Origin of the sequence: Bacillus sp. BS1807G30 (genome assembly GCF_040047675.1) — a bacterium.
Classification (GTDB): domain Bacteria; phylum Bacillota; class Bacilli; order Bacillales; family Bacillaceae; genus Bacillus; species Bacillus altitudinis.
Genome location: NZ_CP157353.1, coordinates 1,221,440 through 1,244,788 on the forward strand (window position 1 = coordinate 1,221,440; position 23,349 = coordinate 1,244,788).

Here is a 23,349-nt window from a genome sequence, read left to right on the forward strand (position 1 = left end):
AAGTTCATTTTAACCCTTTGTCAACAATCTGGGACGCTTTGAAAAAAGCGTCTGTTCCTTTATTCGTTCATGTTATGAAGAAGATGCCCATAGATTGAAAGAAACGAAGAGAAAGAGGGGATTGGCATGAACCATCTGCCAGTGGCACTTCAAACAGGAGATACAGTGGGAATCATTGCACCAGCAAGCCCGCCTGATGAGCTGAAATTAGCAAGAGGTATTTCTTTTTTAGAAAGCTTAGGGCTAAAGGTGAAAAAGGGGAAGTATATCGACTCCCGGTATGGTTATTTAGCAGGTCATGATCATGAACGAGTGGAAGATATTCATCACATGTTTCAAGATCCTGACGTGAAGGCAGTGATTTGTGCTTGCGGAGGTTACGGAACAGGAAGAATTGCAGAAGCCATTGATTATGACCTCATTCGCCGGAACCCAAAAATCTTTTGGGGATACAGTGATATTACGTTTTTACATACAGCGATTCAGCAGCAGACGGGTCTTGTGACCTTTCATGGTCCAATGCTCTCCTCTGATGTGGGACTTGAGGAGGTTCATCCGTATACAAAAGATACCTTTTTACAGCTATTCACTCCGAAAGCCTTTTCGTATACGAACCACCTGTCACCTCTTCACACTTTTTATCATGGCACGGCTTCAGGCGAAATCACCGGAGGAAATCTTGCCCTTATCGTCACGACACTTGGTACACCTTTTGAAATTGATACAAAGGGGAAGCTTTTATTGATAGAAGATATTGACGAAGAACCATATAAAATCGATCGAATGATGCAGCACTTAGCATCTGCAGGAAAATTACATGATGCGGCGGGATTTATCATTGGTGATTTTCATCAATGTGAGCCGAAAAAGAAAGAGCAGTCGTTAACGCTCGATCAGCTATGGGAGACGTATATTGTCCCGCAACAGAAACCTGCACTTGGCGGCTTTCGGATCGGTCATTCATCTCCAAACTTCGCCATTCCAATCGGCGTGCAGGCTACATTAGATGCTACAGGGAAAAAACTGCATATTTCCCCAGGTGTTGCAGCGAAAGAGGCGATCAAATGAAAATCGTAGATGTTCGCACAAGCAGAACGAGTGTACCGCTAAAGAAGCCTTTCAAAACAGCATTAAGAACGGTGTATGATGCCGCATCTCTTATTGTGATCATCACCTATGATCAAGGTGATGTCAGCTACGGAGAGGCAGTGCCGACATCGGTCATTACAGGTGAAACACTGGAAAGCATCGACTATGCTATTTGCGCTGTGATGAGGCCGATCTTGATTGGGGCCTCATTGTCACAATATGAACAAATCTTTTCAGCGATCGACCGTGTACTTGTAGGAAACACGAGTGCAAAGGCTGCAATAGATATGGCGATTTACGATGGTTTAGCAAAGCAGGCGGGCCTGCCGCTTTATCAATATCTTGGTGGTTATCGCGATCAGCTGGAAACGGATTACACGGTTAGTGTCAACCGTCCGCTAGAAATGGCAGAGGATGCGAAGCAATATGCAGCTGAAGGCTTTCGTACCTTAAAGATCAAAGTGGGAAAAGATGATATAGATACGGATATTCAGCGGATCAAGCGGATTCGAGAAAAAGTCGGGCCGGATATTCAAATCAGGCTTGACGCCAACCAAGGCTGGACATGGAAGGAAGCGGTTGTGGCCATTCGAAAAATGGAGGCATTCGATATTGAACTAGTCGAGCAGCCAGTGCCTAAAGAAGACATCGAGGGTCTGCGCCGGGTGACGGAAGCAACAGACACATTGATTATGGCAGATGAAAGTATTTTTAGCCTCCATGATGCCATCAAGGTGTTAGAAACGAGAAGCTGTGATCTCATTAACTTAAAATTAATGAAAACAGGCGGTATCAAAAAAGCGTTGAAAATCAATAGTTTAGCAGAAGCATACGGCGTCAAGTGCATGGTTGGCAGTATGATCGAGTCAAAACTAGGGATTACCGCAGCCGCTCATCTTGCTGCAAGCCAGCCGAATATTACCCGTTATGATTTTGATGCGCCGCTTATGCTCAAAGAGGACTTAATAGACGGAGGAATTGTCTATCAAGGAAAAGATATTCTCTTTCCACCGCATCATGGATTAGGCATTCAAGGAGTGAAAGGGGTCTTATGATGTTATATGAATCAAAGGTTCCAGTCGCAAATATATGGACAGCACCGCAGTCGCCGAGAGATATGGATCGACACGTTCTTCAAAGTTCCGTCCAGATCAAAGAATGGATTGATCAGCAAACATATGAACAGAAATTGGCCTTATGTGAAGAAAACCTTATTCAAACCCAAGTACTGCTTGGCGAACGAGTCATTGGGCTGGAGGAGACAGATGGCTGGATGAAAGTTGTCATCCCGCAGCAGGCAAGCCGGAAACACCCGCAAGGCTACCCAGGTTATATCCCTGTAGAGCAATTAAATGAAGTATCAGAGAGTGAACCAGCTGCTAGTCCCTTGATTGTTTGTCAGAAAAAAGCGGTTTTATATCAAAATGGAACACCGGATATGGAGGTTAGTTTTTTAACAGAACTAGCACCTGTTGAAGAAATGAGCGATTCCTTTGATGTTCTGACTCCAGTAGGAAGAAGAGAAATCAAAAAAGAAGATGTGCGCCGCGCTTCATCACCTTCTTCTATGAGCGGTAAGGATGCCTTAGCCATAGGAAAACAATTTATTGGACTGTCGTATTTGTGGGGCGGCATGAGCAGCTATGGCTACGACTGTTCGGGTTTTGTTTACAGCATGTACAAAGCGTGTGGATGTTTATTACCGAGAGACGCAAGTGACCAAGCAGTTCAAGGAACTCCAGTCGCATCAAATCATTTGGCGCCAGGTGATCTCATGTTTTTTGCCAATGACAATGGGAAGGGAGCAGTTCGCCATGTAGGGATGTATGCTGGAGATGGCATGATGCTTCACTCGCCTAAAACGGGCAGACAGATTGAACTTCTTTCTCTTTCTGGTACGTCATATGAACAGGAATGGGCAGGAACAAGGCGGTATTTGAAAGCTGAGAGGGGGAGATGTGATGGGAAGTGAACCACTTCTGCAAGTCAACAACTTAAAAAAGCATTTTCATCTATCGAAAGGAAGAACGTTAAAAGCATTAGATGGTGTCACCTTTCAGCTGAAACAAGGCGAAACCTTTGGTCTTGTTGGTGAGTCAGGCTGCGGTAAATCTACACTTGGAAAAGTGCTCATGCGGCTTTATGACCCGACAGAAGGTGAAGCTTTGTATGAAGGGAAAAGTCTCCATCACTTATCGAACCGAGAATCATTTGATTTCAATAGACAAATTCAAATGGTGTTTCAAGATCCGTATTCTTCTTTAAATCCTAGGCTCTCTGTAAAAGATATTATGCTGGAACCGATGGAGATCCACCAATTGTATGGCAGTCAAAAGAAAAGGCTCGCACGTGTGAAGGAACTGCTTGAAGCGGTGGGGCTAAGTCATGATTTTGCTACACGCTATCCTCACGAATTCAGCGGAGGACAGAGGCAAAGAATAGGGATTGCTAGAGCACTAGCCTTATCGCCAAAGTTTATTGTGGCAGACGAGCCGATTTCTGCACTAGATGTATCCGTTCAAGCTCAGGTCGTGAATTTGCTGAAAAAACTGCAAAAAGAAGAAGGATTGACGTTTTTATTTATTGCCCATGATTTATCGATGGTCAAATATATTAGCGATCGAATCGGTGTCATGTACTTAGGACATCTCGTGGAAATGACTAGCAGTGATGCTTTATATAAAACACCGCTTCATCCATATACACAAGCATTGCTGTCTGCTATCCCGATTCCAGATCCTGATGTGGAAGATAAACGCAAGCGGTTTATTTTAAAGGGAGAAATTCCAAGTCCAGTGAATCCGCCAAGCGGCTGCGTATTTCGGACAAGATGTCCTGCTGCAATGGATGTATGTGCGGACAAAAAGCCAGTATTACAAGCAGTCGAAGAAGGACATGAAGTGGCCTGTCATTTATATGATAGGAAATAGATAAAGTGAAGCAGACAAGCGTTTAAAAAGCCAGCGAGTAAACAAGCTGGCTTTTTGGCTTTTATGAACGCCTAATAGGTAATGTACAGCATCTAAAAGAGCCGCCGGATTTAATGATTTCTGAAAAATCCACTTCAATGACGGTGTAGCCGCGTGCTATTAATGCAGCATTTGTTTCTTGGTTGATTGGTAAGCTGATGACTTTTTTCTGACCAATGGACAAAACATTTGGTCCAAGTGTGAACTGCTCTTGCTCACTTATTTCAATGAGATCATAATGCTTTTTGAGCATATGAAGATCCTTTTCCGTAAAAGCTTCAGGGTAAATCAATATCTCATGAGAAGAAAGAATATTCATCACACAATCAAGATGCAAAATGTGAGAAGGAAGATGAATAGGAATGATGTCGTGATTCGGCAGTTCTTTTTTGAGTTGCTGGATGGCGGCTAGATTTGTTCTTTTGCTGATCCCCACAAATACCCGTGTTTGGTCTACAAGCACATCGCCGCCTTCAATCGTTCCATCATCCAGCGTGATGGTTGTCCATCCTTTTGTCTGTGCCCATTCTTTTAAGGAATGTTCTTCTCCTTGTCTGACAGGGGCTGCCATGTTTGAAACAAATAAAGTCTGTCCAATTGTAAATCCAATATCCCGAGTGAAGACTTGTTCAGGGAATCGTTCATTTGCAGGAAGAAGGACAGGCCGGACATGATGGTTTTTCAGCGTTTGGATGAATTGCTTATGCTGCGTGAGGGCTTTGATTTGAGAAATATTTTCTCTTGCAAAATGCTTTTGGGTTTCATTGATGATCTGTTTAATTTCCATATAAATTGGACTGCATAAGAGGACTTCTTGTAAATCATCATATTCACTCATACATTGCGGCGTTTTATACACTTTCTCTGATTTCATAGAATCCATCAAAGGCCTCCTTGTTTATCGATAGTTATATTATTCCTCCTTCTAGTAAATGTTGAAACATTTCCGAAAGAAAATCTCTCATGAGAGACTAAAGCAAAAAGTTTAGACAAACCTAATAGAATAGTGTTTAATAAAAGTCGTTCCGCATCAACGAAAACAGCAAGAAGGAGCTATGACGATGAGTGAAGAAAATTTCAAATACTGCAAGGAATCAAAAGTTGTGAAAACCAGCAGGGTATTCCCCCTCGATACGAATAACCACCAAACGTTATTTGGCGGTAAATTAATGAGTTATATAGATGACATTGCTTCCATCTCGGCAGCAAGACACAGCCGTAGTGAAACAGTCACCGCATCAATGGATTCAGTTGATTTTTTAGAGCCGATTGGACAGAAAGAGTCCGTCTGCTTAGAATCTTATGTGACATGGGTCGGCACATCTTCTATGGAAGTATTCGTCAAAGTCATTAAGGAAAACTTGATGTCTGGAGAGCGCAGACTCGCAGCAACTTCATTTCTTACCTTTGTCTCGCTTGATGAAAACGGGAAGCCAAAACGAGTTCCACAAGTCATGCCGGAAACAGAGGAAGAAATCATGCTTCATCAAACAGCGAAGCAGCGGGCAGAGGAAAGAAAAAGCCGCCGAAAGCATAGTAAAGCTTTGGCTGACGCACTTGGGACGGATAAGCCTTGGGCGTAAAAATCACCCTTTAAGCGGTGATTTTTTTCTGAGTCGGTATCTTGCATGGCAAGATAGTGTGTGGTAAGATCAAACTATCTTGTCATGCAAGGTACTGAAAGTGGAGGATCGATGATGACACAATCAACACAAATGCTAAAAGGAATTCTAGAGGGATGCCTACTGTCGATTATTTCTGAAGGTGAAATTTATGGCTATGAAATGACAAAGAAGCTTGCGCACTATGGGTTTGATCAAATTAGTGAAGGCAGTATTTATCCGATCTTGCTGCGCATGCAAAAAGAACAACTAGTTCATACGTCCACAAAAGCATCGGCGAGCGGGCCGAAAAGGAAATACTATACGCTCACACAAAGAGGCGAAGAAGCGCTGACGGATTTTACCATGCGATGGAATGAGCTGTCAGGGAATGTAGAGCGATTATTACATAAAGGGAAGTGAGAAGATGGTAACAAAAGAAACGAGACACATCTTATTAGAGCTGCAACTCTATCTTATATCAAAAGGGAAAAATCAGGACGAGATCGACGAGGTGATGGATGAATTAACGACACATGCTGTCGAAGCTGAGAAAGATGGGAAAACAGGGGAAGATGTATTTGGCGGAGATCCACGGGGCTTTGCTGACGAGCTAGCAAAAGAACTCTCTAGAAATCATAAAGACTGGGTTCCGTTTGTCAGTGCTTTTTTAATTGGATCTCTTTTTTACATGATGTTAGCAGATGCCATTAGTCAAAGTTTATCGTATTCTTGGTATGCACTCATTGGTTATCCGCTCATCATAGTGGCCAATGTGATCATGACCATTGTGATGTTTAGGGCTTCTGCCTTTCAAACAAGCAGGAGGGCATTCTTTTACTTTTGGATATTAGGTGTTTTTCAGATGACAGCCTTGATCACAGTGAAATTATTGGACCAAAAACTTGGTACTCCTTTACTTGTGCTGACCTCGAGCCAAAGATGGGGCGTCATTCTTCTGTTACTGCTGTGTATTATCTTATTGAATGCCATTTTAAAAGCCAATATGGTGTCGCTCATTCCGCTGATCTTCTTCGGACCGCAGCTCCTATTCGAATGGCTTGGATGGACATCACCTCTCATGCTTCTTTTCACAAGTCTGGTATCCATTGTGATTTTAATCTTGCTCACAATCGCTTTTTTACGGAAAACAAACAAGAAAAATGAACATTTAATGTAGATAGAGCACATCACTTGCGATGTGCTTTTCTTTTTCTAAAAAAATGTAGATATGGGATCACATTTTTCTTTACAATGAGAAGAGGACAAAAATGAAAAGGGGTTCTGTGATTGGATATTGTATGGGGGTATGTACTCGTTTTTATATTGGCTGCTTTACCTTTCTTTGAAGTGGTTGGTGTCGTTCCGCTGGGGATTTTAAGTGGTCTGCATCCTGTGACAACGGCAGTTATTGGATTCGTCGGCAACTTTCTTACCGTCTTGCTACTCATCGTCTTCGTGGACCGATTTAAAGCGTGGTGGCTGAAGAGGAAAGAGGAGAAACATGATGAAAAAGGAGAGAAAAAACAGCTGAAAGCCAGAAAGGTTTGGGAACGGTATGGTCTCCCTGGTCTGGCACTTATTGGTCCTTTTATTATTGGCAGTCATTTAGCGGCTTTTATGTGTATGAGCTTCGGTACGAAAAGAAAACAAGTCGCTATGTGGATGACGGTCAGTTTAATCATGTGGACCGTATTAGCAGCTAGTTTAACGGGTGCGGGCTTCCATTACTTTGCCCCAGATTCAAATGGGTTGTTCGGGGATATTTTTAGCAAGTAAGCAGGGGGGATAAAAAATGGCACATCAAACACGGATCGTGCTTGAAACAGAGCGCCTCAGACTGAGAACAATGGATGAAGACGATGCGCCTTTTTTATATGAAAAGCTGTTCCAAGATGAAGAGGTCATGAAGTATTATCCTTCACTAAAGGATGAAAAGCAGACAAAAGAGTGGATTGCTTGGAATCAAAAGAATGACCGCACGTACCATACATCCCTGTGGATCATTGAAGAAAAAGAAACGAAAGAACCACTTGGACAAAGCGGCATTGTTCTCCAAAACGTCGAAGGACAAACAGAGCTTGAAATTGGCTATATGCTAAAGAGATCGGCATGGGGAAAAGGATATGCTGTTGAGGCTGCAAAAGGCTGTCTTGCGTATGGTTTTGACGAAATGAAGGTGAGGCGGATGGTCAGCTTAATTCGCCCTGACAATGAAGCGTCAGTCAAGGTCGCAATGAAAATGGGAATGAAAAAAGAAAAAACCATTTCAAAATGGAATCAAATCATGGATGTTTACAGTGTTACTCGTGATGGAAAAAGCGGCTCGCTTGAATCATAAGGAGAGCCGCTTTTTCTTTTATATACGCTGTTCTAACTGAAGTAAATATTTCTTTCGTTCGATTCCCCCGCCATATCCGCCAAGTTCACCGCTTGTTTGAATGACTCGGTGACAAGGAATGATGATGGCCAACTGATTGGCACCATTTGCATTTCCAACTGCCCGAACCAAATGGGGATCGCCAAGCATGATGGCAAGATCTCGATACGATCTCGTTTCGCCTGGCGGAATCTGTAATAGAAGATCCCATACCCTTTTTTGAAAAGGGGTGCCATGTATAGAAAGTGGCACAGTAAACTGCGTGAGTTTCTTTTCAAAATATAAGGCCAATTCCTTTGCTAATTGCTGATGGACGTTTGTTTCTCCAACTAAAATACGGGCATGATGTTTTTTTCTGATGTTCTCAATTTCTCTTTCTAATCCTCGCCTGTCCATAAATTCAAGCAAATACACATGGGTTGCATCTGAAATGCTAATCATCCGCCCAATTGGAGTAGAAATAAAATTCGCATGCAAAATATTGACTTGCGCCTTTTTGGGTGGATTTCCCATGATTTTCGTAAAGGCATCATTGAAGGCACTGGAAGACTCGTAACCGAAGGTGACTTGCTGATCTATGACTTTTTTTCCGTTCAGAATCTCTTTAAACGCTAGCCCCATTCGGCGTGATCTAGCATATTGAACAAAGGTCATTCCATAGATTTCTTTAAATTTTCTCCGAGCTGTTGCAGAGTGAATCCCTAATTGGCGAAAATCTTCTTCTTTCCATCGTTTCTCAGGACTCTCTTCAACTGCTGATACAAGTGTTTTGACTTCTTCTGGAATGCTGTTAGGATATGTTAAAGGCGTGCATCGCTTACACGGCCGATACCCTGCAAGCAGCGCCTCCTCTGCTGTAAAGAAAAACTCACAGTTTTCATATTTTGGTTTTCTAGCAGTACATGTGGCATGACAAAAGATGCCGGTTGTTTTAATACCTGCAAAGAACGTGCCGTCATATTGCGGATTTTTATCAACAAGTGCTTGATAAAATTCGTGTTTTTGTTCGTCGGTCATCATCATTTGATCCACCTCTTGTTTTATTATATCAGTGATGTGGTCGTTCCTCTTTCTAACATTTAGTATACTTCGCTTTCATCCACTTTCTTTCGAAAAATGAACAAGTATATTTGAAGGGGAAAAGCAAAGTGGTAGACCGGCATATCAGGGTGTGATACACTTTTTCATACAGAATCGGCTTTACGCTAGATCTGCTTATCATGAATTGGTTTTCTAGGGTTCCGTGCGGCAGCGCAGTCTGGACCGAGAGAAAACACATAGGGTCCTCTAAGAGTAGGCCGTATGGACACGGAGGGATAAAAGCCCGGGAGATTTGATCAAACGATCGATTTCCGGGCTTTTTTAATTGCTTGGAATCGGTAAGAAAGGAAGAGATCGAATGAAATGGGGAAACGTTTTGATTGCAGCCGTATTTGAAGTCGGCTGGGTAATGGGGTTGAAATATGCTGACTCTATATTGGAATGGAGCGCAACCATCGTTTGTATTGTCGTCAGCTTTTATTTACTCCTGAAAGCCACGACTGTACTTCCAGTTGGCACACTTTACGCCGTTTTCACCGGACTTGGAACAGCAGGTACGGTCATAGTAGGTATGGTCATGGGTGAGCCGGTACAGCTAGTAAAATTACTTTTGATCATGGTCCTTTTAAGCGGTGTATTAGGACTCAAATTAACCACAGGTGAAAAGAAAGGGGAGGCTGAATCGTGAGCTGGCTTTTACTCATTGGGGCAGGCATCTTAGAAATGCTTTGTGTCACCATGATGAATCAATTCCAGAAAGATCGCCATGTCAAATGGATTTTCTTCATAGCAGCTGGATTTTCGCTATCCTTTCTGATGCTGTCTCTTGCGATGAATACAATTCCGATGGGAACGGCGTATGCGATTTGGACAGGAATCGGAGCAGCTGGAGGAGCGATTGTCGGAATGCTGTTTTACGGTGAGTCAAAAGATGCAAAACGTATTTTCTTTATCGCACTGATTTTATCGGCAGCGGTCGGGTTGAAAATCATTGAATAAGAAAAGGCTGGCACATGTTTGCCAGCCTTTTTGCTACATCGAAGGATGATTGGAATCGTTTTCATTTTTGCGGTAAAGCTGACTCACAAGCAGAAAACATACACCAAATGTAAGTAAAGGAATGAGTCTTTCTCCGGTCATAAATAGATAAATGCCCGTAATGAGACATACGATGCCGAGCCAAAAGCTCACTTTACCAAACAAAGTCATGCTTTTCATCTCCATCACTCCTTTTGTGATAAAAGGTCTATTCATATTATATCACGCCAGGTGCAGAATTGAATGAATATTCAATAAAAAATACGACGCTTAATTGCTTTTTCTCTTTCCAGTCCAGTATAATATTTCATTAGAATGAAAAACGTAAATGAGGTCATAAGACATGAGAACATTGATTACAGAGAAACTTGAATTACACAGACAAAAGCATGAGCAAAAAGGAAGGCTTTTAGTCAGCTGCCCGGATCAGCCTGGTATTGTGTCAGCTGTTTCTACTTTTTTATTTGAACATGGAGCAAACATCATTGAATCTAGTCAATACACAACAGATCATGAGAGCGGCCGGTTCTTTTTAAGAATTGAATTTGATTGGAAAGACATTTCTGCCAACTTAGATCAATTGAAAAGCAGCTTTGAGCCAATTGCGCAATCATTTCACATGACGTGGAGCATGTCGCGTGCAAGTGATCTGAAAAAGCTGGCGATCTTTGTGTCCAAAGAGCTTCATTGTTTACATGAACTTTTATGGGAATGGCAAAGCGGTAATTTAATGGCTGAAATAGCGGTTGTCATCAGCAATCATGAAACGGCAAAAGATACAGTCGAAGCACTCGGCATTCCATTCCATTTCGTGAAGGCAAATAAAGACATTCGTCAAGATGCAGAAAAACAACAGCTTGCATTATTAGAAGAGTATGACATTGATGCGGTTGTGCTAGCTAGATATATGCAAATTTTGACGCCAGCCTTTATTGAACAGCATCCGAACAAAATCATTAATATTCATCACTCCTTCCTGCCGGCTTTTATAGGGGCTAACCCTTACAAGCGTGCATATGAGCGAGGGGTTAAACTGATTGGCGCGACTTCCCATTATGTCACCAATGATTTAGACGAAGGGCCAATCATTGAACAGGATATTGAGCGGGTAGATCATAGAGATGATGCAGAGGCATTAAAAAATATTGGCCGCACGATTGAGCGCAGCGTGCTTGCCCGTGCTGTCAAATGGCATCTAGAAGATCGAATCATTGTCCATGAGAATAAAACGATTGTGTTTAATTGACCGCTTGACTTTTCTGAAGCAATTGGTGATAATATAAAAAAATTAACGAGCGTTGAGAAGGAATAGTAAGCAGGACCTGCTGTGTAAAGAGAGCAAATGACATGCTGAAACATTTGCCGCAGACAGCTGCTGAACCTACCCTTTGAGCCTTAGAGGAAAAATCTAAGCGCATGCCTGGCGTTACAGGAGTTGAGTGGAATAAGCAGACGTATGCTTATTCAATGAAGGTGGTACCACGGAAAATCCCTTTTTCGTCCTTTACATAAGGAGAAAAAGGGATTTTTTATGTGGTGAAAGGTATAGCGGAGGGAATCAATGATGAAAAAGCAAAGGATCGTCATAAAAATTGGTAGCAGTTCATTAACAGAGCAAAAGGGAGCCATTGATGAACACAAAATGCAGGATCATGTCAAAGCCATCGCAAAGCTAAAAGAGGCAGGGCATGAAATCATTCTCATTTCGTCAGGTGCCGTTGCGGCGGGATTTGGCAGTTTAGGATATCCGTCAAGACCTGTGACCTTAAAAGGAAAGCAGGCTGCTGCTGCCGTTGGTCAAGGCTTGTTAATGCAGAAATATACAGAACTATTTTCACAGTTTCAGATGACGCCTGCACAAATGCTTTTAACACGTAATGACTTTTCAGATCGTACAAGATATCGAAATGCTTACGCAACGATGATGGAACTGCTCGAAAGAAAAATTTTACCGATCATTAATGAAAATGATTCTGTGTCCATCGAGGAGCTTACCTTTGGTGATAATGACATGTTATCAGCGCTGGTCAGTGGCTTAATTCATGCAGACCAATTGATCATTTTAACAGATATCAACGGAATTTATGATGCCAATCCAAGTGAGAATCCTGATGCGAAGCGGTTTGATGTGCTGACTCACATTTCAGATGAATTGTTCTCATATGCGAAGAGTACGGGTTCAAAGGTTGGAACAGGCGGGATGAAATCTAAGCTTTCAGCTGCACAAACAGCTCTCTCCCTTGGCGTTAAAGTCTTCATTGGCACAGGTGCAGGAGAAGACAAGCTTCTTCACATTCTCGCTGGTCAAGGGGACGGCACATATATTGGTGAACAAGACTTATCATCAGTCAATAACCGTCGCCAATGGATTCAATTCCACTCACCAGTCTCTGGGAAGATCATGATTGATGCGGGGGCAGAGGCGGCGATTTTGCATAATGGAAGAAGTCTTCTTCCAGCTGGTGTCATTGATGTAGCTGGTGAATTTTCTAAAGGAGAGGTCGTCGAAGTTGTTGGTCCAAACGGGTTAGTCGGTAAAGGACAAACATTGTATGATTCTGATGAGCTTCTTGGCATTAAAGGGATGCGAAGTCATGAGCTTTCTCATGAAAAACCTGAAGTCATTCACCGAGATCACTGGGTTCAGCACATACAAAACTGAGGAGGGAAAACGATGAATGAAGTTCTAGAAAAAGCAAAAAAGGCAAGTGCAGCCAAAGATCAGCTGCTATTAAAAACGACTGAACAAAAGAATGCTGCATTAGACGCTATTGCAAAAGCATTAAAAGCATCTTCAGCTTATTTAATTGCCGAGAACCAAAAGGACGTTCAGGCGGCTATAGACAAAGAGTTCACGCCATCTGTGATCGACAGAATTACATTAACAGAAGAGAGAATTGAAGCGATTGCAGACGCTACGCATCAACTCATTCAGCTCAAAGACCCAATTGGTGAAACATTAGAAACCATTCAAAAAGAAAACGGGCTTTTCATTGAAAAAGTACGTGTGCCTCTTGGAACGGTTGGGATGATTTACGAAGCAAGACCAAACGTGACAGTCGATGCGGCCACTCTTTGCTTGAAAACTGGAAATGCTGTGATTCTTCGAGGAAGTTCATCGGCCATTCATAGTAATAAAGCGATTGTGAAAGTCATTAATGAAGCGCTGCAACCAACGGATATTCCAGTAGACAGTGTACAATTGATTGAAGATACAGGCCGTGAGACAGCTAAAACCCTGTTCACTTTAAATGACTATCTAGATGTCCTGATTCCACGCGGCGGGAAACATTTAATTGATCTTGTTGTGAGAGAGTCTACTGTTCCAGTACTTGAGACGGGTGCAGGGAATTGTCATATTTACATTGATGAAACAGCCCAAAAAGAAATGGCTGAACAAATTGTTCTGAATGCGAAAACACAAAGACCATCTGTTTGTAATGCCATTGAGAGCATTGTCATTCATGAAACATGGGCAAAAGAACATGGCGCTTCGCTCTTTGAAGCACTTCAGACACATGGTGTAGAGATACGGGGCGATGAAGCAGTATGTGCACTTGCACCGAGTGCCACTTTAGCGACGACCACTGATTTTGAAACGGAATTTTTAGCGCCGATTGTCAGTATTAAAACCGTAAAGACCATGGAAGAGGCGATACAGCATATTCAAATGTATAGCTCTAAGCATTCTGAAGCGATCATTACGGAAAACGAGCAGCATGCGGCACTTTTCTTAACAGCCGTTGACGCAGCTGCTGTGTATCATAATGCATCTACCCGGTTTACAGATGGCTTTGAATTTGGCTACGGAGCGGAAATCGGCATTAGCACACAAAAATTGCATGCTAGAGGACCAATGGGTCTGCCAGCCTTAACCTCTGAAAAATTTGTGATTCGTGGTCAAGGACAAATAAGAGAATAACCAATCCAAAAAGAGAGTCTTATCGCACAAGGCTCTCTTTTTCCTTTCATTTTTGTATTTCTCCGGTCAAGTATGATAAAATATGGTAATGTTTTATATTTTGAGAAGATTGGAGAAGGCAACGTATGGCGAAAATCATTCCCTCTTCGGATATTGGAGTGAAAATCAACAAGTGGTATGAATTAATCCGCAGATTTGATTCAGAACAAGCAGAACAGTTAAAGCAGGAAATTCGCACCTCTCTTGATTCAATGGAAGAAGATCAGAATTTGCTTCTCTATTTTTCTTTAATGGAATTCAGGCATGAGGTCATGCTCGATTATTTAAAGCCATTAAAGGAAGGAAAGCTTCGCGCCAACTTTTCCGAGCTTTCGAAAGAAATAGATGAGCATCAAACGCATGTCACAGGCATGCTTGAATATTACTATCATTTCTTCAGAGGCATGTATGAGTTCGGCCGGAGAGAGTACATTGCTGCCATATCGTCCTATCAAAAGGCAGAGCACAAGCTTTCTTTTGTATCCGACGATATTGAACGTGCAGAATTTCATTTTAAAATGTCAGAAATATATTATCACATGAAACAAACACACATTTCGATGCACCATGCCAAACTAGCGCTGGATGTCTATATTCAGCACGAACTATATGCGCTTCGTACCATTCAGTGTGAATTTATTGTAGCCGGTAATTATGATGATATGAGAAGGCATGAAAAGGCATTGCCACATCTCGAAAGAGCACTTGCAAGGTCAAGAGACTTTCAGAATGTGCGTTTTATTGCTTCTTCTTTGTTTAATATGGGCAACAGCTATTACAGAATGGGAGACTTGAACCGCGCACTCGACTTAATGAAAGAATCCATCTCATTATTTGATCAAAACCAATCTGATCATCTTCGTCGATCGATAGACCCTCTTTATACAGCCGCTCAGATCTTATACAAACAAGGTAAAAACAATGAAGCATTATATTACAGAGAAGAATGTATGAAACGAGCAGAAGCTCTGCAGGATGACATTCATATTCAGAAGACCATTTTTTTAGAAGCGTTGTACTTACGACAAGATGCAGAGCATATTAAACGAATTTTCCATTTTTTAGAATCTTCCTATGCATATCCAGATATAGAAGAGCTGGCTTTAGACACCGCAAAGTATTATAATGAAATGGAGGATTATGAAAAATCTTCCATGTTCTATGGGGAAGCGGAACATGCTCGTATCTATATTCAGAGAGGGGATTGTTTATATGAATTTTAAAAAATGGGCAGTCGTCTGTACAAGCATCACGATCTTGGCATTATGGATCACATCACCTAATGCCGACCCCGATAACAGAAATCATACGCTAGAAAAACCGAATCCGCAGCATATCACGATCTAAAAAGCCCTTTTTAAAGGGCTTTTTTAATTGCCTTGATTGGTTCCATCATCGTGCGATGTACATTCATAAAAATAAAAAATGGAGGAAAGATGAAAGTGAGTGTTTTTCATTGACTCTTGAATTTAGATTGTGTACAATTCAATTGTAGAAAATATTAATAGAGCGAAAGAGGGTTATATTCATGTCAGAAGTTTTATTTACTGCAACGGTATCAGCTGTAGGAGGAAGAGAAGGTAAGGTTGTTTCAACAGATGGTGTACTAGAGCATGATGTAGCAATGCCAGGAACGCCAAGAGCGAAAAAGCTTGAGAAAGCAACGAATCCAGAGCAATTATTCGCAGCGGGCTATTCTGCATGTTTTGATTCAGCCCTTCAAATGGTCGCAAGACAAGAGCGTATCCGTTTTGAAAGTGAAGTAACGGCACATGTAAGCTTAGTCAAAGACAGTTCAGATGGCGGTTTCAAACTAGGTGTCAAATTAGAAGTAAAAGGAACTGGAATTGAGCAATCTGCACTTGATGAACTTGTTCATAAAGCACACGGCGTTTGCCCATACTCAAAAGCAACGCAAGGAAACATTGAAGTAGAATTAGTAGCTGTCGCTCAATAATAGACATCAAAAAAAGGCTGAGGGAATATTCCCTCAGCCTTTTGATTGTGTTAATTTTTGCAAAAGCTCATGTAAAGAAGCGCGAAGTGTTTTCAGCTCTTCTTCTGATCTGCCTGTTCCAGACAGCATTTGAAATGGAATCGAAGTGGCCTTCTCTTGTAAAGCTTCTCCGTATTCTGTTAAACGAATTTGGACCGAACGCTCATCCTCTTTCGAACGTTCGCGGATGATGAGTCCATTTTGTTCCATTCGTTTTAGCATAGGTGTGAGTGTACCGGAGTCTAAATATAAAAGCTCTCCCATTGTTTTCACATTTAATGTCCCATGCTCCCATAACAAAAGCAGTGCCAAATATTGCGGGTATGTGATATTTAACTCTTCTAATAATGGTTTATACTGCTTCGTCATTTCTCTTGAACTTGCATATAACAAGAAACAAAGCTGATTTTCCAGCTTCATATGTTCAAATTCATTTGTCATATCTGTCACCAACTATTTTTTGTCATACTTATCATTGTATAAGATTTTCTTCCTTTTTAAAATAAATACAGACTAAAAATGAAAAATTCTTCAATGTGCCATAAATGTTTGAGCAACGAATAGAACGTGAAAGGTATAAGTAGAAGAAGGAGGAGATCAAGATGAAACCATTATTTACTGCAAAAGTAAAAGCACAGCATGGAAGAGCAGGACATGTTCGTTCTGATGATGGTGTGCTTGACCACAACATTGTGATGCCAAACGCAAAGAAAGATGGAGAAACTGGTACGAATCCTGAGCAATTATTTGCAGCGGGTTATGCGGCCTGCTTCGGAGGGGCGCTTGAACAAGTCGCCAAGAAGCAAGGTGTCGAAATTGAATCAGAAGTAGAAGGACATGTCAGTCTATTAAAAGATGAAAGTGATGGCGGTTTTAAACTTGGCGTGAAGCTGATTGTTTCCGCTAAAGGGCTTGACCATGACAAAGCGAAAGAGCTTGTTGAGGCTGCACATGAATTCTGTCCATATTCAAAAGCAACAAGAGGAAACATCGAAGTAGAGCTTGAAGTGGCGGAATAATGAAAAGAAAAAAGGGCTGAAATTTAGCCCTTTCTCAACAATCTAATGACACCTGCTGTGGAGCAGGTGTCTTTTTTTAATATTCTTTCTTTTTGTCGTATGTGTCCCATGCTTCAAATGGAGCAAGGGTTTTTTGAAGGGTCAGCTGGTAAAATGGAATGTTTCTTGATTCGTATTCTTTATTGATTTCTTCATAAATAAAGGAGTCATCAAAACCAGAAGTCGCTGCATCCTTGTGTCCAGCGGCAAAATATACGGCCTTTGGTCTAGCCCAATAGATAGCGCCAAGACACATTGGACAAGGCTCACAGCTTGTATACAAAATACAGTCTTCTAATTGATATGTATGTAGTGTTTGGCATGCCTTTCGAATGGCTGTCACTTCTGCATGTGCAGTTGGATCATTACTCGTTGTGACATTGTTGCTTCCCTCTGCAATAATCTGACCGTCTTTGACAATGACCGCTCCAAAAGGGCCGCCTGTGCCACTATTTACTCCTTCTACTGCAAGATCAATTGCGCGTTGTAAAAAAGCTTCGTGATTCATTGTCTTCCTCCCTTTGTTCGACTGACTTCTCTAGTATAAACGAATCATGATAGAAAAGGAATCATTGTAGGAGGAGATCGAACAGGACAATTTACGGATAAAAAACCCCTGCCAAATGTTCAGCAGGGGAAGAGTGAGTTAATTATGCGTGCTGCGCTAGCTTTTTACGAGCGACTTCAGCAGCTGTCACCATGTTTTTCAAAGCAGCAATGGTTTCAGGTTCTTGTCTTGTTTTCAGTCCACAGTCAGGGTTGACCCAGAAGCGATCTGTCGGACAGACGTTCAGTGCATCATCAATGATTTTACTCATTTCTTCAACAGCTGGAACGCGCGGGCTGTGGATGTCATATACCCCAAGTCCAAGGCCTTTCAAATACGGGTGTTTTTCTAAATAATCGAGGAACCCGCCATGACTGCGTGAATGTTCAATCGTAATCACGTCTGCATCAAGGTCTTCAATCGTATCAACAATATCCTCGAAATTGCTGTAGCACATATGTGTATGAATTTGCGTTTCATTTTGAACAGACGATGTCGATAGACGGAATGACTCTGCTGCCCAGTTTAAGTATGCTGCCCAATCACTCTCTTTTAAAGGAAGACCTTCTCTTAGCGCAGGTTCATCCACTTGAATCACTTGAATACCCGCTGCTTCTAACGCTTCTACCTCTTTGCGTAAAGCAAAAGCGATTTGGAAGGCAATGTCTTTACGAGAGATATCTGTTCTTGGGAAAGACCAGTTTAAGATCGTGACAGGCCCTGTCAGCATTCCTTTGACTTTTTTCTCCGTTAAGCTTTGAGCGTAAACCGTCTCTTTCACTGTCATTGGCTCTGTAAATTCTACATCTCCATAAATGATCGGCGGCTTCACGCAGCGTGATCCATAAGATTGAACCCAAGCGAATTTTGTAAAGGCAAATCCAGCGAGTTTTTCACCGAAGTATTCAACCATGTCTGTACGTTCAAATTCTCCATGAACGAGTACATCTAGGCCAATCTCTTCTTGAATATCAATCCATCTTTTTGTTTCTTTTTTAATAAATTCATCATACTCTGCATCTGTCCACTCATTTTTGCGCCATTTTTGACGAGCACTGCGCACCTCAGCTGACTGAGGGAAGCTTCCGATTGTTGTGGTTGGAAGAAGCGGCAGTTCAAGAGATTCATTTTGAATGCGTAGTCGTTCTTCAAAAGCAACTGGACGTTTAAAATCTTTTGATGAAAGACTGTTGCGCTCTGCTGTCAGGTCCGCATTCGTTCCTTTCGCGAATTCTTTTAACGTCAGAAGTGCTTCATTTGCTGCATGGATGTCTGCATCAATGGCAGCCGCTCCTTTTGATAAGCCTTCTTTTAATAGCGTTAATTCAGCCAGCTTTTCAGTGGCATAAGAAAGTCCGTTTAATAGTTTTTCTTCAAGCTGTTCGCTCGGATGTTTTGCAACTGGTACATGTAGCAGGCTGCTTGAAGGCTGTAGCCATAATTCTTTCGGCTGCACGTCAGCAATTACTTCAGAAATAAACGATAATCTTTCTCCTAGATCTGATCTCCAAATATTTCTGCCGTCGATGATACCGGCTGCTAAAATTTTATCTTTTGGGAAGCCGTGTTTTTTCACTTGTTCAAGGTTTCGTCCTTGATCATGGACAAAATCAAGACCGATGGCTTCAACAGGATACGTGACAAGCTCTTCATAGGCATCTACTGAGTCAAAGTATGTTTGAAGGAGAACGTTTAAGGCAGGTACAGCTTCTTTAATCGTTTGATAGATGGCTTTTACTGCTTTCACGTCTTCACTTGAAGCTGTGACTAAAGCAGGCTCATCAATTTGAACCCATTTTACACCGGCTTCTTCAAGCTCTTTTAACAACTGAGTATAAAGCGGCACTAGGCGCTGCTGAATCTCTTTCACTTCATTGGCTTCATAGCCTTTAGAAAGAGAAACAAATGTATAAAGACCAAGGACGACAGGTTTTGTTTCAACACCAAACGCTTTTTTCACCTTTTCGTATGCTTCAAGCGGTTTGTTATGTGTGAGTTTGAATTCTGTGCTTTTTTCGTATTCTGGAACGATGTAGTGATAGTTTGTATTAAACCATTTTGTCATTTCACTTGAGACAGCATCTTTTGTTCCTCTTGCTATCGCAAAGTATGTATCTAGCGGGTCTTTCAAGCTGCGGAAGCGCTCTGGAATCCAATTGAACATAACGGCAGTATCCAGCACGTGATCATAGAAGGTAAAGTCTCCAGAAGGAACAACGTCAATTTGTTGATCAATTTGAGTTTTAATAGCGGCTAAAAATTGTTCATCGAGTGTGCTTAAGAGGGTTTCTCTGTCAGTTTGACCTTTCCAATAAGACTCAAGTGCTTTTTTCCATTCTCTGTTTAAACCAATTCGCGGGAAACCTAGATTACTTGTTTTAACAATTGTCAATTCCAATTCCTCCTCTAAATATAAAAAGACACTCACACTCATGATCAAGATTGATGAGGGCAAATGTCTGGTTTAAAAAGACAAAATGTGTGTGCGAAAGAAGGCGTAAGTATCAATGACGAACGCTTTTCCGACATCTCCTATCAACCGTAGGGGGTTTGATGTGATAGAGCGGCTGGTATCCTGGCTCGCGAATCTGCAAGCTTTTCATCCTTCCCATCCTCATGACAGTGGATTATTAACGAAAAGCTCTCCTCACTTACAGTGGCGGGACCGCGCCGGATTTTCACCGGTCTTCCCAATTAAAATTCGACGTGTGATCGAATTACCGACTCTCAAACTATGAATTTATTGTGTTCGATTATATAACGTTCACTTCATTTCGTCAAAGTAAATTTTGAATAATTTTAATTAAAAAAATCCTGAGAAAATTCTATCTTTTCTCAGGACCTAACATGTACCTATAGAGACAAAAGTTCTGCTTCCAATGTTTTCTCAAGAAGCACATCTGGTGCAGTTAAATATAAAAACCCGTTTCCTACAAGGGTTTTCGATTGTTTTAGCGGAAGGGTTCTCCGTACGAGCTGAGCATATACCTCAGGTTCTGTCAGTTTACGCTGGAACGCTTCTTCTTCGGCATTTTTAATAATGGCGAGTGCACCGCTCACATGAGGGGCAGCCATGGAAGTACCTGTTAGTCTTCCGTATTTATGGTTAGGGAGAGTGGATAAAATGTCTTCACCTGGAGCGACGAGGTCGATTTCTTTATTCGCATTGGAGAATTCAGAGGATTCTCTTGCAAGAGAGACAGAGCCGACGGCAATGACCTCATTGTATGCAGCTGGGTAGGAGAACTCTTCAGTACGCTCGTCTCCGTCACCTTCATTTCCTGCTGCGCAGACAACAAGCACACCGCTACTTACCGCATGTTGGATGGCCTTTTGCAGTTCTGGTTCATTGCTTGGCCCACCGAGAGACATGGAAATGATATCAACCTTCTGCTCAACCGCATAGTTAATGCCATTGATAATCCATTCGTATTTCCCGCTGCCATTTTTCCCTCCGAGAACTTTCACGATCAACAGCTTGGCTTCAGGCGCAACACCTAAAATGCCGCCATTTTGATCCGTTGCTGCAATCGTTCCTGATACATGGGTACCATGCCCGTTGTAGTCTTTTACATTCTCAGCATCTCCATTGTCATCATCGGTAAAGTTTTTTCCTCCGATAATCTGATCTTTTAAATCGGGATGCTCCGTGTCGCAACCTGTATCAAGGACAGCAATGGTTATGCCTTTTCCTTTGAAGCCACTTGACCAAAGTTCGGGTGCTTTAATCTCCTGAATACTTTCCGGCGTCTCTTTCGCTTCCATCACATTGGCTTTTACTTCATACGGAATTAAGCGAATTTCACCTTTCATAAGAAAGCCCTCCTTATTTTGTTTTCAAAGTAGATTCAGGTTGCGTAATGTTATTGTATAAAACAAATGTTTGATCGGAAAGGGTCAATTGTAATAATTTTTCAAATAATCAAATAATTATTCATTGTGCAGTTCTCCTCATATCTTGCCGAAAGAAGTCACCTTTTGAGGAAAACTCTTAGTATCATATGAAAAAGAAGGAAATGCTGCATAGTGAGCTTGCACCTGTATAGATGAAAATGGGTGAAAAGAACTAAAAAAGACAGAGCGAAAAAGCAATCATATAAAAAGATAGATGATGACAGAAAAGAAAAAGGTACATGCCATGTGCGGATGATTGTTTTTCCATTATAATGATCGAAAGAATTTAGAATGTAAAAAGTATTTGACATTTTTTAAGTGGATGATATGATTGGAATGTAAAAAGTATTTGACATTTTGATTGGGAGGGGGACTAACCGTTGGATGTTGTAAAAGTTGTGTATTCAGTCATCTTATTAGTGGTCGGACTGTTCATCTTTATCGCGCCTATGATTCAAAAGGGTGATGAAAGAAAGAGATTTATCTACTCAAAAGCTCAATCGTATGCATTTATGGTGGTCATCGGTATGCTTTTATTAGAAGTCGCAAAGTCTATATTTTTAACGACCCAAGGGAACAATTCTGATAAGGGGTTTGGGATTTCTCCCATCATGTTCCTAACTGTGATTTCGGTCATATATTTAGTTACATTACTCATATACAGAAAAAAATATGGTGATTAAATTGCAAAATCATATAAGAGAACTAAGGAAATCCATTAAATTATCCCAAGAAGAACTTGCTAAACGGTGTAAGGTCTCTAGACAAACCATCAATGCCATTGAAAACGATAAGTACGACCCTACTTTACAATTAGCCTTTGACATCGCCTCTGTTTTGAATACGACTGTAGATGAGCTTTTTGTCAGTCAACCTAAAAAGAAGTAAGGGACCAGCCTCAGAAAAGAGGCTTTTTTTGTTGATTTGTGTAATGTGAAAGGATCAGCTGAAAATAAAAATCAACCATATTACATAACAATTCCTCATTCATGAAAAATAAGATATGAAGATTGTGACTGTTCCAATGGAGAAAGGCAACATATAATAATGGAAAGACAAGCTTGCCTTTTAGATAGGAGAGATAGAGATGAACAAAGGGAAGATACTCGTGGTCGAAGATGAAAAGAAAATTGCAAGAGTGCTGTCATTAGAACTTGAATATGAAGGATATGAGGTCACAGTCCAAGATACAGGGATGAAAGGGCTCCAGGCGCTCGAGGAGGAGAGTTTTGATTTAGTGCTTCTAGATGTCATGCTTCCAGAATTAAGCGGACTTGAAGTGCTTAGAAGGGTTCGAAAGACAAATACGGCAACACCGATCATTTTGATTACCGCAAGAGGAAGTGTTCCCGATAAGGTCAGCGGTCTTGATCTTGGGGCAAACGATTATATTACAAAACCCTTTGACATAGAAGAATTATTAGCGCGAATTCGTGCACAGCTGAGGTTCAATCACAATGCGCAAGAGGAAAAGGAAATTGAGCTAAGTATTGCAGATTTAACGGTGAATGAGAAAACAAGAGAAATTCAAAGAGGCGGTCAGACGCTTGAGCTGACACCGAGAGAATATGACCTGCTTGTTCATTTATTGAAACATCAACAGCAAGTGCTCACAAGAGATCAGCTTTTAACAGCTGTTTGGGGTTTTGACTATTTTGGTGACACGAACGTGGTTGATGTCTATATTCGCTATTTAAGGAAAAAAATCGATTACCCGTTTGAAAAACAATTGATTCACACAGTGAGAGGTGTGGGTTATGTGATGAAAGGATAAA

General features: G+C 41.4%; 28 protein-coding genes, 2 riboswitches and 1 other annotated feature. Of the genes, 21 read left to right on the forward strand and 7 right to left on the reverse strand.

Features of this window, described 5'->3' with window-relative positions; translation table 11 throughout:
* Positions 1–126: 126 nt before the first annotated feature.
* The 4 genes from ABG082_RS06235 to ABG082_RS06250 are packed head-to-tail and all read left to right on the forward strand — an operon-like array spanning position 127 to position 4,019.
* Positions 127–1,068, forward strand: a complete 942-nt coding sequence (locus tag ABG082_RS06235) for an LD-carboxypeptidase (RefSeq protein ID WP_017367085.1) — start codon at positions 127–129, stop codon at positions 1,066–1,068.
* Positions 1,065–2,144 carry a dipeptide epimerase gene (locus ABG082_RS06240; protein ID WP_008346222.1) on the forward strand — a complete coding sequence of 360 codons (1,080 nt, stop codon included), beginning with the start codon at positions 1,065–1,067 and terminating at the stop codon, positions 2,142–2,144. Before ABG082_RS06235 ends, ABG082_RS06240 begins: the two co-directional genes overlap by 4 nt.
* Positions 2,144–3,061 carry an NlpC/P60 family protein gene (locus ABG082_RS06245; RefSeq protein ID WP_025207219.1) on the forward strand — a complete coding sequence of 306 codons (918 nt, stop codon included), beginning with the start codon at positions 2,144–2,146 and terminating at the stop codon, positions 3,059–3,061. The genes ABG082_RS06240 and ABG082_RS06245 overlap by 1 nt, the downstream gene beginning before the upstream one ends.
* Positions 3,051–4,019, forward strand: coding sequence for an oligopeptide/dipeptide ABC transporter ATP-binding protein (locus ABG082_RS06250; protein WP_017367088.1), 969 nt, complete (start codon positions 3,051–3,053; stop codon positions 4,017–4,019). Before ABG082_RS06245 ends, ABG082_RS06250 begins: the two co-directional genes overlap by 11 nt.
* A 61-nt stretch (positions 4,020–4,080) precedes the next feature.
* Here ABG082_RS06250 and ABG082_RS06255 read toward each other — a convergent pair whose 3' ends face one another.
* Positions 4,081–4,941, reverse strand: a complete 861-nt coding sequence (locus ABG082_RS06255) for a dimethylarginine dimethylaminohydrolase family protein (RefSeq protein WP_348936690.1) — start codon at positions 4,939–4,941, stop codon at positions 4,081–4,083.
* Between the two features lie 178 nt (positions 4,942–5,119).
* On the opposite strand from ABG082_RS06255, the gene ABG082_RS06260 reads away from it, so the two are divergent.
* The 5 genes from ABG082_RS06260 to ABG082_RS06280 all read left to right on the forward strand — a co-directional run bounded on the left by ABG082_RS06260 (position 5,120) and on the right by ABG082_RS06280 (position 8,000).
* On the forward strand, positions 5,120–5,641 hold the full coding sequence (locus tag ABG082_RS06260) for an acyl-CoA thioesterase (protein WP_008346212.1): 522 nt from the start codon (positions 5,120–5,122) through the stop codon (positions 5,639–5,641).
* Positions 5,642–5,755: 114 nt separating this feature from the next.
* Positions 5,756–6,082, forward strand: coding sequence for a PadR family transcriptional regulator (locus tag ABG082_RS06265; RefSeq protein ID WP_017367090.1), 327 nt, complete (start codon positions 5,756–5,758; stop codon positions 6,080–6,082).
* A 4-nt stretch (positions 6,083–6,086) separates the two neighbouring features.
* Positions 6,087–6,839 carry a hypothetical protein gene (locus ABG082_RS06270; protein ID WP_281215402.1) on the forward strand — a complete coding sequence of 251 codons (753 nt, stop codon included), beginning with the start codon at positions 6,087–6,089 and terminating at the stop codon, positions 6,837–6,839.
* Between the two features lie 110 nt (positions 6,840–6,949).
* Positions 6,950–7,438, forward strand: a complete 489-nt coding sequence (locus ABG082_RS06275; RefSeq protein ID WP_017367092.1) for a small multi-drug export protein — start codon at positions 6,950–6,952, stop codon at positions 7,436–7,438.
* A 16-nt stretch (positions 7,439–7,454) separates the two neighbouring features.
* Entirely contained in the window at positions 7,455–8,000 is a 546-nt protein-coding gene (locus ABG082_RS06280) for a GNAT family N-acetyltransferase (RefSeq protein ID WP_017367093.1), read from the forward strand.
* Between the two features lie 18 nt (positions 8,001–8,018).
* Here the strand turns inward: ABG082_RS06280 and ABG082_RS06285 are convergent, their stop codons facing one another.
* Entirely contained in the window at positions 8,019–9,062 is a 1,044-nt protein-coding gene (locus tag ABG082_RS06285; protein ID WP_017367094.1) for a trifunctional transcriptional activator/DNA repair protein Ada/methylated-DNA--[protein]-cysteine S-methyltransferase, read from the reverse strand.
* 199 nt (positions 9,063–9,261) lie between these two features.
* Positions 9,262–9,372, forward strand: a riboswitch (guanidine-I (ykkC/yxkD leader).
* A 66-nt stretch (positions 9,373–9,438) separates the two neighbouring features.
* On the opposite strand from ABG082_RS06285, the gene ABG082_RS06290 reads away from it, so the two are divergent.
* The gene (locus ABG082_RS06290) at positions 9,439–9,768 is read left to right on the forward strand and encodes a multidrug efflux SMR transporter (RefSeq protein WP_017367095.1); all 330 of its coding nucleotides are present in this window, start codon (positions 9,439–9,441) and stop codon (positions 9,766–9,768) included.
* Positions 9,765–10,079, forward strand: a complete 315-nt coding sequence (locus ABG082_RS06295) for a multidrug efflux SMR transporter (protein ID WP_017367096.1) — start codon at positions 9,765–9,767, stop codon at positions 10,077–10,079. Before ABG082_RS06290 ends, ABG082_RS06295 begins: the two co-directional genes overlap by 4 nt.
* A gap of 33 nt (positions 10,080–10,112) precedes the next feature.
* Here ABG082_RS06295 and ABG082_RS06300 read toward each other — a convergent pair whose 3' ends face one another.
* On the reverse strand, positions 10,113–10,298 hold the full coding sequence (locus tag ABG082_RS06300; RefSeq protein WP_017367097.1) for a hypothetical protein: 186 nt from the start codon (positions 10,296–10,298) through the stop codon (positions 10,113–10,115).
* Positions 10,299–10,461: 163 nt separating this feature from the next.
* Here ABG082_RS06300 and purU point away from each other — a divergent pair, with 163 nt between their 5' ends.
* The 6 genes from purU to ABG082_RS06330 all read left to right on the forward strand — a co-directional run bounded on the left by purU (position 10,462) and on the right by ABG082_RS06330 (position 16,036).
* Positions 10,462–11,364, forward strand: coding sequence for a formyltetrahydrofolate deformylase (gene purU / locus ABG082_RS06305; protein ID WP_007498809.1), 903 nt, complete (start codon positions 10,462–10,464; stop codon positions 11,362–11,364).
* A 43-nt stretch (positions 11,365–11,407) separates the two neighbouring features.
* Positions 11,408–11,626: a binding site (T-box leader), on the forward strand.
* A 56-nt stretch (positions 11,627–11,682) separates the two neighbouring features.
* Positions 11,683–12,780 carry a glutamate 5-kinase gene (gene proB / locus ABG082_RS06310; RefSeq protein WP_029575424.1) on the forward strand — a complete coding sequence of 366 codons (1,098 nt, stop codon included), beginning with the start codon at positions 11,683–11,685 and terminating at the stop codon, positions 12,778–12,780.
* 12 nt (positions 12,781–12,792) lie between these two features.
* Positions 12,793–14,040 (forward strand): glutamate-5-semialdehyde dehydrogenase, encoded by a 1,248-nt coding sequence (locus ABG082_RS06315; RefSeq protein ID WP_348936691.1) that lies wholly within the window; start codon positions 12,793–12,795, stop codon positions 14,038–14,040.
* Between the two features lie 125 nt (positions 14,041–14,165).
* Positions 14,166–15,302 (forward strand): tetratricopeptide repeat protein, encoded by a 1,137-nt coding sequence (locus ABG082_RS06320; RefSeq protein WP_008346192.1) that lies wholly within the window; start codon positions 14,166–14,168, stop codon positions 15,300–15,302.
* Positions 15,292–15,426, forward strand: a complete 135-nt coding sequence (locus tag ABG082_RS06325; protein WP_008346190.1) for a hypothetical protein — start codon at positions 15,292–15,294, stop codon at positions 15,424–15,426. The genes ABG082_RS06320 and ABG082_RS06325 overlap by 11 nt, the downstream gene beginning before the upstream one ends.
* 181 nt (positions 15,427–15,607) lie before the next feature.
* Positions 15,608–16,036 carry an organic hydroperoxide resistance protein gene (locus ABG082_RS06330; protein WP_017367099.1) on the forward strand — a complete coding sequence of 143 codons (429 nt, stop codon included), beginning with the start codon at positions 15,608–15,610 and terminating at the stop codon, positions 16,034–16,036.
* A 33-nt stretch (positions 16,037–16,069) separates the two neighbouring features.
* Here the strand turns inward: ABG082_RS06330 and ABG082_RS06335 are convergent, their stop codons facing one another.
* Entirely contained in the window at positions 16,070–16,516 is a 447-nt protein-coding gene (locus tag ABG082_RS06335; protein ID WP_008346188.1) for a MarR family transcriptional regulator, read from the reverse strand.
* Between the two features lie 161 nt (positions 16,517–16,677).
* Between ABG082_RS06335 and ABG082_RS06340 the strand changes: the two genes are divergently transcribed.
* Positions 16,678–17,094, forward strand: a complete 417-nt coding sequence (locus tag ABG082_RS06340; RefSeq protein ID WP_046343356.1) for an organic hydroperoxide resistance protein — start codon at positions 16,678–16,680, stop codon at positions 17,092–17,094.
* Positions 17,095–17,170: 76 nt separating this feature from the next.
* Here the strand turns inward: ABG082_RS06340 and ABG082_RS06345 are convergent, their stop codons facing one another.
* From ABG082_RS06345 to ABG082_RS06355, 3 genes are all read right to left on the reverse strand, one after another.
* A complete protein-coding gene (locus ABG082_RS06345) occupies positions 17,171–17,641 on the reverse strand; it encodes a nucleoside deaminase (RefSeq protein ID WP_008346184.1) in 471 nt (156 codons plus the stop codon).
* 142 nt (positions 17,642–17,783) lie between these two features.
* Positions 17,784–20,072, reverse strand: a complete 2,289-nt coding sequence (gene metE, locus ABG082_RS06350; RefSeq protein WP_076821825.1) for a 5-methyltetrahydropteroyltriglutamate--homocysteine S-methyltransferase — start codon at positions 20,070–20,072, stop codon at positions 17,784–17,786.
* A 155-nt stretch (positions 20,073–20,227) separates the two neighbouring features.
* Positions 20,228–20,420, reverse strand: a riboswitch (cobalamin riboswitch).
* A gap of 113 nt (positions 20,421–20,533) precedes the next feature.
* Complete coding sequence (locus ABG082_RS06355; RefSeq protein ID WP_007498796.1) at positions 20,534–21,493, reverse strand: S8 family peptidase; 960 nt, start codon at positions 21,491–21,493, stop codon at positions 20,534–20,536.
* Positions 21,494–21,954: 461 nt separating this feature from the next.
* On the opposite strand from ABG082_RS06355, the gene ABG082_RS06360 reads away from it, so the two are divergent.
* From ABG082_RS06360 to ABG082_RS06370, 3 genes are all read left to right on the forward strand, one after another.
* Positions 21,955–22,257, forward strand: coding sequence for a hypothetical protein (locus tag ABG082_RS06360; RefSeq protein ID WP_008346180.1), 303 nt, complete (start codon positions 21,955–21,957; stop codon positions 22,255–22,257).
* On the forward strand, positions 22,247–22,462 hold the full coding sequence (locus ABG082_RS06365; protein ID WP_169476040.1) for a helix-turn-helix transcriptional regulator: 216 nt from the start codon (positions 22,247–22,249) through the stop codon (positions 22,460–22,462). The genes ABG082_RS06360 and ABG082_RS06365 overlap by 11 nt, the downstream gene beginning before the upstream one ends.
* Positions 22,463–22,661: 199 nt before the next feature.
* Positions 22,662–23,348 (forward strand): response regulator transcription factor, encoded by a 687-nt coding sequence (locus ABG082_RS06370; protein WP_008346176.1) that lies wholly within the window; start codon positions 22,662–22,664, stop codon positions 23,346–23,348.
* Position 23,349 lies beyond the last annotated feature (1 nt).

What these genes read in the sequence shown, in the direction of transcription:
- proB (WP_029575424.1), top strand. Translation starts at nt 11,683, where the DNA reads ATGAAAAAGCAAAGGATCGTCATAAAAATTGGTAGCAGTTCATTAACA.
- ABG082_RS06270 (WP_281215402.1), top strand. Translation starts at nt 6,087, where the DNA reads ATGGTAACAAAAGAAACGAGACACATCTTATTAGAGCTGCAACTCTAT.
- ABG082_RS06320 (WP_008346192.1), top strand. Translation starts at nt 14,166, where the DNA reads ATGGCGAAAATCATTCCCTCTTCGGATATTGGAGTGAAAATCAACAAG.
- ABG082_RS06235 (WP_017367085.1), top strand. Translation starts at nt 127, where the DNA reads ATGAACCATCTGCCAGTGGCACTTCAAACAGGAGATACAGTGGGAATC.
- ABG082_RS06365 (WP_169476040.1), top strand. Translation starts at nt 22,247, where the DNA reads ATGGTGATTAAATTGCAAAATCATATAAGAGAACTAAGGAAATCCATT.
- ABG082_RS06345 (WP_008346184.1), bottom strand. Translation starts at nt 17,641, where the DNA reads ATGAATCACGAAGCTTTTTTACAACGCGCAATTGATCTTGCAGTAGAA.
- ABG082_RS06240 (WP_008346222.1), top strand. Translation starts at nt 1,065, where the DNA reads ATGAAAATCGTAGATGTTCGCACAAGCAGAACGAGTGTACCGCTAAAG.
- ABG082_RS06265 (WP_017367090.1), top strand. Translation starts at nt 5,756, where the DNA reads ATGACACAATCAACACAAATGCTAAAAGGAATTCTAGAGGGATGCCTA.
- ABG082_RS06370 (WP_008346176.1), top strand. Translation starts at nt 22,662, where the DNA reads ATGAACAAAGGGAAGATACTCGTGGTCGAAGATGAAAAGAAAATTGCA.
- ABG082_RS06340 (WP_046343356.1), top strand. Translation starts at nt 16,678, where the DNA reads ATGAAACCATTATTTACTGCAAAAGTAAAAGCACAGCATGGAAGAGCA.
- ABG082_RS06280 (WP_017367093.1), top strand. Translation starts at nt 7,455, where the DNA reads ATGGCACATCAAACACGGATCGTGCTTGAAACAGAGCGCCTCAGACTG.
- ABG082_RS06330 (WP_017367099.1), top strand. Translation starts at nt 15,608, where the DNA reads ATGTCAGAAGTTTTATTTACTGCAACGGTATCAGCTGTAGGAGGAAGA.
- ABG082_RS06300 (WP_017367097.1), bottom strand. Translation starts at nt 10,298, where the DNA reads ATGAAAAGCATGACTTTGTTTGGTAAAGTGAGCTTTTGGCTCGGCATC.
- ABG082_RS06250 (WP_017367088.1), top strand. Translation starts at nt 3,051, where the DNA reads ATGGGAAGTGAACCACTTCTGCAAGTCAACAACTTAAAAAAGCATTTT.
- ABG082_RS06285 (WP_017367094.1), bottom strand. Translation starts at nt 9,062, where the DNA reads ATGATGATGACCGACGAACAAAAACACGAATTTTATCAAGCACTTGTT.
- ABG082_RS06255 (WP_348936690.1), bottom strand. Translation starts at nt 4,941, where the DNA reads ATGGATTCTATGAAATCAGAGAAAGTGTATAAAACGCCGCAATGTATG.
- ABG082_RS06290 (WP_017367095.1), top strand. Translation starts at nt 9,439, where the DNA reads ATGAAATGGGGAAACGTTTTGATTGCAGCCGTATTTGAAGTCGGCTGG.
- ABG082_RS06335 (WP_008346188.1), bottom strand. Translation starts at nt 16,516, where the DNA reads ATGACAAATGAATTTGAACATATGAAGCTGGAAAATCAGCTTTGTTTC.
- purU (WP_007498809.1), top strand. Translation starts at nt 10,462, where the DNA reads ATGAGAACATTGATTACAGAGAAACTTGAATTACACAGACAAAAGCAT.
- ABG082_RS06245 (WP_025207219.1), top strand. Translation starts at nt 2,144, where the DNA reads ATGTTATATGAATCAAAGGTTCCAGTCGCAAATATATGGACAGCACCG.
- ABG082_RS06355 (WP_007498796.1), bottom strand. Translation starts at nt 21,493, where the DNA reads ATGAAAGGTGAAATTCGCTTAATTCCGTATGAAGTAAAAGCCAATGTG.
- ABG082_RS06315 (WP_348936691.1), top strand. Translation starts at nt 12,793, where the DNA reads ATGAATGAAGTTCTAGAAAAAGCAAAAAAGGCAAGTGCAGCCAAAGAT.
- ABG082_RS06260 (WP_008346212.1), top strand. Translation starts at nt 5,120, where the DNA reads ATGAGTGAAGAAAATTTCAAATACTGCAAGGAATCAAAAGTTGTGAAA.
- ABG082_RS06325 (WP_008346190.1), top strand. Translation starts at nt 15,292, where the DNA reads ATGAATTTTAAAAAATGGGCAGTCGTCTGTACAAGCATCACGATCTTG.